11 protein-coding genes are annotated in these 8926 nt (G+C 34.9%); 9 read left to right on the top strand and 2 right to left on the bottom strand.

Translation table 11 applies throughout. The features are described from left to right. The 9 genes from AB1414_10585 to AB1414_10545 form a co-directional block, all read left to right on the top strand. Positions 1 to 143 (top strand): zinc finger domain-containing protein (locus AB1414_10585; protein MEW6607877.1); only part of this gene is annotated, 143 nt, incomplete at its 5' end. 17 nt (positions 144 to 160) lie between these two features. Continuing rightward, entirely contained in the window at positions 161 to 538 is a 378-nt protein-coding gene (locus AB1414_10580; protein MEW6607876.1) for a TraR/DksA C4-type zinc finger protein, read from the top strand. Between the two features lie 60 nt (positions 539 to 598). Beyond that, complete coding sequence (gene lspA, locus AB1414_10575; protein MEW6607875.1) at positions 599 to 1051, top strand: signal peptidase II; 453 nt, start codon at positions 599 to 601, stop codon at positions 1049 to 1051. A 385-nt stretch (positions 1052 to 1436) separates the two neighbouring features. Next, positions 1437 to 2594: an ATP-binding protein gene (locus AB1414_10570; protein MEW6607874.1), complete on the top strand. Its 1158-nt coding sequence runs from the start codon at positions 1437 to 1439 to the stop codon at positions 2592 to 2594. Further along, entirely contained in the window at positions 2595 to 3095 is a 501-nt protein-coding gene (locus AB1414_10565; GenBank protein MEW6607873.1) for a response regulator, read from the top strand. Then, positions 3070 to 4191, top strand: a complete 1122-nt coding sequence (locus AB1414_10560) for a hypothetical protein (protein MEW6607872.1) — start codon at positions 3070 to 3072, stop codon at positions 4189 to 4191. The genes AB1414_10565 and AB1414_10560 overlap by 26 nt, the downstream gene beginning before the upstream one ends. 207 nt (positions 4192 to 4398) lie before the next feature. Further along, positions 4399 to 4836 carry a C-GCAxxG-C-C family protein gene (locus tag AB1414_10555; protein MEW6607871.1) on the top strand — a complete coding sequence of 146 codons (438 nt, stop codon included), beginning with the start codon at positions 4399 to 4401 and terminating at the stop codon, positions 4834 to 4836. Between the two features lie 330 nt (positions 4837 to 5166). After that, on the top strand, positions 5167 to 5940 hold the full coding sequence (gene lgt / locus AB1414_10550) for a prolipoprotein diacylglyceryl transferase (GenBank protein MEW6607870.1): 774 nt from the start codon (positions 5167 to 5169) through the stop codon (positions 5938 to 5940). Between the two features lie 138 nt (positions 5941 to 6078). Further along, entirely contained in the window at positions 6079 to 6720 is a 642-nt protein-coding gene (locus AB1414_10545; protein ID MEW6607869.1) for a LysM peptidoglycan-binding domain-containing protein, read from the top strand. Positions 6721 to 6897: 177 nt separating this feature from the next. Here the strand turns inward: AB1414_10545 and AB1414_10540 are convergent, their stop codons facing one another. Together AB1414_10540 and AB1414_10535 are read right to left on the bottom strand one after the other, a co-directional pair. Next, positions 6898 to 7146, bottom strand: a complete 249-nt coding sequence (locus AB1414_10540) for a hypothetical protein (GenBank protein MEW6607868.1) — start codon at positions 7144 to 7146, stop codon at positions 6898 to 6900. Positions 7147 to 7323: 177 nt separating this feature from the next. Next, positions 7324 to 8274 (bottom strand): vWA domain-containing protein, encoded by a 951-nt coding sequence (locus tag AB1414_10535; GenBank protein ID MEW6607867.1) that lies wholly within the window; start codon positions 8272 to 8274, stop codon positions 7324 to 7326. Positions 8275 to 8926: the final 652 nt, after the last annotated feature.

Genomic DNA, 8926 nt, shown 5'->3' with positions numbered 1-8926 from the left:
AAGTCGAGGTAAAAAAGGCTAAAGGGAGTAAATGCAGTCGTTGTTGGAATTACAGCGAGGCAGTTGGAAGTTTTACCGCACATCCAACTCTCTGTGAACGATGTATTAAAGTGGTCTCGCATGGTAAATGGACCATAAAGTAAGGAGGAAGATTACCACAATGGAAAAAGAAAAATTAGAACAATACAAAACCAAATTATTCGAATTACGAGAAATTCATCAAAAAGAAAAAGAATTTGTGGAGGAGGGATATTTACGGAATTCCCAACGCGATGCCTCTGGAGATTTATCTGCTTACTCAATTCATATGGCAGATGTTGCCGCTGATAGCTATGAACGCGATAAAGATGCCGGATTAGCCAATAATCTGAACAACATCTTATATGAAATTAATGAGGCACTTTACCGGGTAGAAAAAGGCGAATATGGAATATGTGAATCTTGCCATCGCCCAATTAACGAAGAACGCCTCCAGGCTATGCCCTATGCCCGATTGTGTATTGATTGTAAAAAGAGGGGAGAGAAGAAAGAAGATTAAAAGACAGGGGTCAGAAATCTGACCTCTGTCTTCTGTAATGGAGGTAAAATATTAAAAAGATTGAAAAAGAACTGTGCCACTATTCTAATTGCCACTATTGTTTTAATATTAGATAGGATAACTAAATTCATTGTTCAACAAACTATGTCTGAAGGAGAAACTATCCCTATCTGGCAGGATATATTCTCTTTATCTTATATACAAAATGAAGGCATAGCCTTTGGTTTTCTGGCTGATTATGGACAATTGTTGGTCGTTACAACCACGCTGATTATCGGGATAATTGTATTCTTACTATTCAGGCTTAAATCTATAAATTATTGGACAGCAGGTGCCTTTGGATTGGTTTTAGGTGGTGCTATGGGGAATTTATGGGATAGGCTCTCAGTCGGCGGTGTAATTGACTTCATAGATATTGGATATAAAGATTATCGCTGGCCAGCATTTAATTTAGCCGATGCAAGTATTTGTATTGGGGTTTTTATGTTATTATTAACTAAGAAAGAGAAATAGAAATAATTCCACCTGTGCGATTAGACTAATTCATCGCAGAGACGCAAAGGAAAAATAAATGTAAAATGTAAAATAGGAAATGAAAAATGGGAAATTTTAGTACTTCGCAAGACTCATTACCTTTCAGTTATACATTTTCATTTTACATTTAACCGCACAGGTGGAAACACTTCGTCTATCATGCCAAATTGGGAGTATAGAGGAACAAGTTCGTTTATAAACAAGTTAGGCGAAATCTCGATTAATTTAATGGGCGGGAAGAGAATATCCACCTCAAAGATTGCAATCTAATGGCGATTTGAAAAGGTTGATATAGATTAGCATGAGGAACATAAGAAGAATCTGACACAAGAGGTGATTTAAAATTAACGAGAAGATATTAGTAGTGGATGATAATATTATTTGGTTAACAATATTAACCCATGAGTTGGAAGAGGAGGGGTATAAAGTTTTTACTGCTACAAATCCGACTGATGCCCTTAAAATATTAGAAAAAGAGGAAGTTGATATTGTTATAACTGATATTATTATGCCAATAAGAAAAGATGAAGATTTCGTGAGGGAAGCTGGAAGAGAGTTATTGGATGAGATAAAATCAAAATATCCACATATTGAAGTAATAATTTCAACGGTATGTGTATCTGATGAAATTTTTCAATCTTGCATGAGAAAAGGTGCCTTTGCTTTTTTTAGAAAGCCATTTAGTATTGAAGAATTAGTTAAGAGTATTGAAGAGTGTGTGCAACATATCAACTTAAAGAAAAGAGATAGTTTAAAAGCAGAAAATATCGGATTAAAGAGAAAAGTTGATTTTCTTACTAAACAATATGATAGATTAAAACAGACATCCCAGCAAAGAATAAAAGACCATCCGGAGTCAATGACACTTTCAGAGTTTGGTGATATAATTGCAGGGATAACCCATTCTCTTACTACTGAGATTGGTATTATCAATTCAACCTCTGAGGGGTTATTAGATAAAAAAGTTGAAGATGATTCTAATATAAAGAAGTATAAACGATTATCAAGAAGCGCTAAGTATTGTAATGTATTATTAAATAATCTAAGAGGTTTATTATTAGAAGGGAAACCAACTCCAACCGAAACAGATATAAAGAAAGTTTTGGACGATATAATCAGTTTATTTGAGTATCGAATCCCTTCCAATGTTAAATTAACAATAGATATTGGTCCTGAGTTGCCAAAATTGATCATAGATAAAAACCAAATTGAACAGGTCTTGGTGAATGTTATAAATAACGGTATAGAGGCAATGCCAGAAGGTGGAGAGCTTTTAATTAAGGCTGAAAAGAAGGGAACAAATCTAAATATTGAAATCAGTGATACTGGAGTGGGGATACCAAAGGGAAATTTAGATAATGTCTTTGAGTTATATTTTTCTACTAAGAAGAGGGGAGCTGGGTTGGGACTATATCTTACCAAGAGAATTGTTGAGCGACACAATGGAAGTATCTCAGTTAAAACTCAAGAAGGGAAGGGAACAACCATGATCATTAGTTTTCCCATAGCTGAGGAGAAATAAATGCCAGATAGAGCATACCTTTTGATTGTCGAGGATAATAGGGATCAATTAGAGGTCTATGAGGAAGAGTTGGAAAGTAAGGACTACCTCATTGAAACCTCTGATACCGTTGTTGAAGCTATTAAGAAGATAAGGAAACAGACTTATGATGTAGTGATTATAGATCTAAAGATGCCAGGACTAAAGTCTTCGGAGATGGGCGGCTTAAAGGTTATGGAGGAGATATTGGAGAGTAGTCCTCGTACCCAGATAATTGTGGTTACTGGCTATGGAACCTCAAAGTTAGCCAGAGAAGCATTTAAAGAAGGAGTCTATGATTTTATTGATAAACCGATAAATTATGATGAACTTAGAAGAATAATTAAGAATGCCATCTTAGAAAGCAGGACTAAGGTGCAGAAGATAAATCCGTTCTGTCCCAAAACAGGTGTTGAACCAAAGGTATTTGGAGGAAGATTTAAGGAGTTGAGATTCTTTGAGAATAAACTTCAAGGAAGCTGAAGAATCTGTCTGTGACCATTTCTTAGTCTTAGGTGATTGGGGTATTGGTAAGACTATGCTATTGCGAGAGTTTAAGATGTTAGCTCAAAAGAAAGGATACATTGCCTCTATAGTTCCATTGGATGAGTTTGGGAAGGATAGTACTGTCTTAGATGGTGTTGAATGCATCATCCAGGGAATATTTAGGGATTTACCCTTTACAAGTTCTAAATTAGAGAGATTCACTAAGCAGCTTACAGGTTTAGGAATTACTATTGTGGGTACTGGATTTCAATATAGTCGAGAGTTATCTAAATTGAAATTACAGCCTCAAGGACTTCTCTATGATACGCTTTTGAGTCTGTGGGAAGATATAAAGAAAAATAAAGGGAAATTAATGGTAGTAATGTTGGATGATGCCCATTACTTTGAGCCTATCTCAGGGATTTTAACTACTATTAAACAAGTTTTAAGCAATGAAACCATTGTTAAAAGGACAAAGATATTATTTGTAATTACCTGTCTTCCTGAGAAGTGGAATGAATTTATTAGCTTAAAGAGACATCACCCTATAGGTAGATATTTTCTTTCTAAGATAGACCTTCCTCCTCTATCAAAGGAAGAGTTAGTTTATACAGTAGAAAAGACCCTTGAGAATACAGGTGTTACTTTTTCACCAGAGGTAGTTGAGAAGGTATATCTTTATACTCATGGTCATCCTTTTGAAATGCAGGTATTATGCAGAAATCTATATGAGACTCAGATAGTAGATAAAGTTGATTTAGCAGTTTGGGAGAAGGCATTACAGAATACTTTAGTGGATTTAGGAACAGCGATATTTGACCACTGGTTTAATGAAGCAAGTAAAGGAGAGGCAGAGGTGCTTAAAGTCTTTTCCTTTCAAGAAACACCCTTGACGAAACAGGAAATAACTCAACTTCTTTCAGAAACAGGCAGTAGAATCAGCTCTGGTAATATTGGTAAATACCTCCAACGATTGGTGAGTAAAAAGTTATTAAGTAAAGTAGAAAGGGGGAAGTATGAGGTTACAGATAAGATGTTTCGAGCTTATATAAGATTATTTAAAGCGGGAAATGACAATAATGACAAAAAATAGGTTTTAATGTCATGTTTGTCATGTAAAACAAAAACTGGCTTTAGGGGATAAAATGAACGAGATAATAAATTGTGGTAAATTGATCGAGACTTCGCCTAACAGCGGATAAAAAGGAATCAGAGATTTCCCCAAATTCGCCTATCGGCAAACTTCTTTTATCCGCAAACCGTTAGACGACACCCACTTAAAAAATTAGAGGTTCGAAAGATGGATAAGGTTGAAAGCACGGTTTCTTGCTTTAAAGAAGGGTTCAGTTGTTCCCAAGCATTGCTCTCAACTTACGGAGTAGATTTTGGTCTAAATCGTGAAATGGCTTTAAAGGTTTCTGGAGCTTTCGGAGGTGGAATGGGTCGCATGGGTGAAATCTGTGGAGCGGTAACCGGCGCGTTTATGGTGATAGGACTTAAATATGGAAAGACAAGAGTTGAAGATGAGCAAACAAAAGAGAAAACTTACAGCCTCGTTAGGGAATTTGTTGACAAATTTAAGTCTCGCAATAGATCAATTGCATGTAGAGAGTTACTTGGTTGTGAGATAAGTACTCCTGAAGGAATGAAGATTGCCAAAGAAAAGAACCTCATTGCTACTCTTTGTCCAAAGTTTGTTCAAGATGCATCAGAGATTATTGAGCAAATATTGAAGTAGCGGGCGTCGTATAACACAGTGTAATATGGTTCGCTTCGCTCACCCAAATTGCTCCGCTTCGCTCCGCAACTTCGCATACACCGAAAACGTTATACGCAATTTTGCCGTATGGCGTTTGAAGATAGATAAAGAACTAAGATTTTAGTCGATGTTGATGTTGGAAAGAAAGTAGAAAATTGACTTTTAAGAAGTGGTTATAACATAAAAGCTGTAAGAGATATAAATCCAGGGTAACTATTCACCACGAAGGACACGAAGAAAATTAAATGGTCTCTGTGCGTCTCTGTGTCTGTGCGGTGAAATAGTTACGATTAAAATGAGGATAACAAAATGCATCCAGTATTTTTAAAGATAGGGCCAATTACCATTTATTCCTATGGTGTTATGCTGGCTGTGGCATTTGCCACAGGAATATATTTAGCCCAAAAAAGGGCAAAAAACATTGGATTGAATTCAAAAATAATTATTGACTTAGGTATTTATATCCTGATAGGTTCAATTATTGGCGCAAGGTTTCTTTATGTCCTGACTAATTTAGACGAATATAAATCTCAACCATTACAAATAATCTTCTCAAGGTATGGATTTATATTTTATGGTGGATTAATAGGGGCAACGATTGTCAGTATCTGGTATTTAAAGAAACAGAAATTACCTGTCTGGGAAATAGCAGATGTCGTGGCACCGTCTATCGCCATAGGTCAGGCAATAGGTAGGATTGGGTGCTTTTTAAATGGATGTTGTTATGGGAAACCCACAACATTACCCTGGGGAGTGATGATGCCAGGGAGTAATCCGCTGGATTTAACCCCACTTCACCCAACTCAACTCTACTCCAGTCTGGCTAATTTACTTACATTTCTTATACTTAGTTACTTGTGGCAAAAACGCAAATTTACTGGCCAGATATTTTTGAGCTATCTTATATTGTATTCTATCGCCAGATTTATGATTGAAATGTATCGTGGGGATAACCCCGAAATGGTATTTCATCTTACGCTATCTCAAATAATAAGTATCTTTATTGGCTTAGGCGCAATGACCATTTATGGTCGTAAGGAAATAGGGAATAGACAATTAAGTATTGAGAAGAAATCTATGTAATCTCCAAAATCTACAGATAACATAGATTACTTAAACATTTTAATAGGACTTCACGAAATTAAAAGTAAGTAATCGGTTAATTGGTAATTAATTACCATTCACCAGTTACCATTTACCAAAATAAGGGAGGGAAATAAAATGGTAAAAATTAAGCGCGCAGTAATCTGGATTTTAGTCGCAAGTATGGTCAGTGTCACACCTGGAGTCTCCTACTCCAAAATCACACAAAAGTATAAGGATAGCGATTTAATCATTATTAAAAAAGGGGATACGCTCTGGGACTTAGCCGGATATTATTATCGCCAGCCTTACCTCTGGCCAAAGTTCAAACAATACAACATATTCACTGACCCACATTGGATTTACCCGGGAGAAAAATTAGCCATCGGCAGGGAGAAGGCTTCTCAACTATGTGCTGTGCTTCAAGCGAAAATAAATGAGATGGAAAAGGAAAAGGAAAAAAATCAACAAAAAATTAGCGAATTAGAACTTGAGATTAAAAGACTAAAAGATGAAGGATTAGTCGTCCTGCTCCAGCAAAAAGAGAGTGAGTTAGTTAAAATTCAACAGCAAGTTTCATCTAAAGATGAAGAAAATGAGATGCTCAAAAGTGCTATCCTTGAGCTTCAAATGAAATTGGTTGAATCTCAGGCAACTATCAATATGCAAGCACAACAAATTGACCAGCTAATTAAGGTTAAAAATGTCGCGTTAAACGCCGGCTATTTCTTAGGATTTGCTGTTATCTCGACTTTATTGGCGGGAGAAGTAGTTAAGTAAGAAAGTAATGAGAGAACTTAGGGGCAAACCTTTAGAACACCTAAATTCTGTTTTCCTGTTTTCAAGGTTTGACCAGAGCTCTTTCCTTCAAGGTTTGACCCTAGTTCTTTCCTAATTCAGACAGCCTCAATGTCACCATAAATTAACGAAACTCCAAGATAATATCGTATAAGGATATTATCTTAATTCATTTTGAGGAGGACAATACCTAACTTTGTTACCCCTTGTTGTTTCAACTATCTCCCGTTCATTTAACATTTCTATTGCCCAATCAATTTCTCCTTTGGGTGGAAGATGAGGATTTGAGAAATAAGGAGATTGATATAATTCTTTTCTATCAATCCAATTCTTGTCTTTCTCATATCTTTCTTCCAAAAATTCCATTAAATTATATACTACTTTTACATTTATTTCCTCCCTATTCATATTTAATATTTAGTGATTACCTCCTTTACTTTTTAGAACGCTCTCGGATAAAATTTATCTTTGATTTTATTAGTCTTTTTATCTATCTGTTTTTTCTTTCCCCCCACTATTTTTGTGCGAAATTCTCTTTTTAAAATCACCCCCAATCCCTATTTATCCGAGAAGATTCTTTTAGTATTATGTATCCTGGATCATATCTTCTAAGATATCGATTTCTTGCTTGCACAATTCTCTATCACTAAAAACACCCAAAATTTCACAGTTTTTCTCATTCTTAGGTAAAAAATAGACGAATTGGGTAAAAGTTACCTTTGGCCAAATAGTTTTAAAGACATATAGTTGTAAGTTTTTCCTCCTGAATAATTGTCTACCAAATTCTCTATCTAATTCTTTTATAAGTCCAATCTGACCAGGAATTTTTCTGCTTATAATAAGTCGAAAATTTTCATATAAAATAATTCCTTTTGCGTCAGAAGGTATAGATGCAAAATCTAGTTGTGTTCGGTGAGTTCTTTTTTCATCACCCCGAACTTTATCTTTTTTTAGATCATATTTGACTTTTATCCAGGCTCTTAACTGTTGAAGGTGCAACCTAAATGAAAGCTGACAATCTATGTGTAATATTTCTTTCGAGAATTTATGAAGAGCCATGTCGAGAGGGAATCCACGATAATAATGTCCCTTACTTTTGTTTGCAATTTCTTGAAGTACATCATGAAAAATATTATTTATTTCTCCTATTCCGAAAGTGTAAATTTTAATATTTGTTGTTCTAATTTGATTAAGCCATTGATCTGTTGGTTCTTTAATTCCTACTTCCCCGTCGCTCATAAAAATTATAGTTTTACAATCTTGACACATTTCTGCTGACTTAATTGTATCTATTAAAGTAGGGAAAAGTATTGATACTTTTTCTACTTGAGTACTATCTAAAAAATTGAATAAATCATTCTCCTTATCGGTAGGACCAATGGGGGGTTGAGTGTGATCTGAATTTCTAAAAAGAGTAATTTGAAATCCATTTAAAATAAGACACGGAATAAAAATTTTTAATAATGACTTGACTTCATTTAATCTTTTTTCACCAACACTTTCACTTCTATCCACCAGTATTATTATATTCTTCATTGAGATATATCTATTTAACTCACCTCATAGGAATTTGATAAATAGATGAGCACTGATTTCGGTAAATTAACATAGTATATATTACTATAGCATATTTCAAAAAAAGTCAAGTAAAATTTGTTTGGTCCCAGGAATTCTCGGTGAAAAATTAGATAGAAGCTCATTATCCCTTATTTTTCTTTCAAAATGTTTACGAAAAATATTTTTTTCTATCTCTCCTAAACATAGGTGAATTCAGTCTCTAAAAATTCACCGAGAATTTCTGTGTTTGGTTCTGATAAATCGAAAGTAAAAATTTACGGATTGGTAGGACGGGGGTGGATTTTAAAACAGAACTTCCCCTTTATTTAAAGGCAAAATTTAGCATAACCATTTGATTTTCAATAAGATATAGCGATATCCCTTCTTTCTGATTCCTATCTACAATCGGAAGGGGATTTAATTCCTCATCCCTTATGATTATATAATAGCATATTAATTAAATTTTGTCAAGCATTTTTTTAAAAAAATTGTAATTCAGACAGTGAGAGCGTTGCGTAGGACTTAAGGCTATATCTACGGTCCCAGGCATTGCTTTACCTCATTTTCTGCCATCTTTTTGTATTTCTTGACATTTTGGAGTCCCAAAAGATAACCCAGAGGGTCATTAACC

This window comes from bacterium (assembly GCA_040755795.1).
Classification (GTDB): Bacteria; UBA9089; CG2-30-40-21; order CG2-30-40-21; family SBAY01; genus JBFLXS01.
The sequence above is the reverse complement of the archived record's forward strand: the minus strand, read 5'-3'. Positions and strand labels throughout refer to the sequence as shown.

What these genes read in the sequence shown, in the direction of transcription:
- lgt (MEW6607870.1), top strand. Translation starts at nt 5,167, where the DNA reads ATGCATCCAGTATTTTTAAAGATAGGGCCAATTACCATTTATTCCTAT.
- AB1414_10535 (MEW6607867.1), bottom strand. Translation starts at nt 8,274, where the DNA reads ATGAAGAATATAATAATACTGGTGGATAGAAGTGAAAGTGTTGGTGAA.
- AB1414_10555 (MEW6607871.1), top strand. Translation starts at nt 4,399, where the DNA reads ATGGATAAGGTTGAAAGCACGGTTTCTTGCTTTAAAGAAGGGTTCAGT.
- AB1414_10580 (MEW6607876.1), top strand. Translation starts at nt 161, where the DNA reads ATGGAAAAAGAAAAATTAGAACAATACAAAACCAAATTATTCGAATTA.
- AB1414_10545 (MEW6607869.1), top strand. Translation starts at nt 6,079, where the DNA reads ATGGTAAAAATTAAGCGCGCAGTAATCTGGATTTTAGTCGCAAGTATG.
- AB1414_10540 (MEW6607868.1), bottom strand. Translation starts at nt 7,146, where the DNA reads ATGAATAGGGAGGAAATAAATGTAAAAGTAGTATATAATTTAATGGAA.
- AB1414_10565 (MEW6607873.1), top strand. Translation starts at nt 2,595, where the DNA reads ATGCCAGATAGAGCATACCTTTTGATTGTCGAGGATAATAGGGATCAA.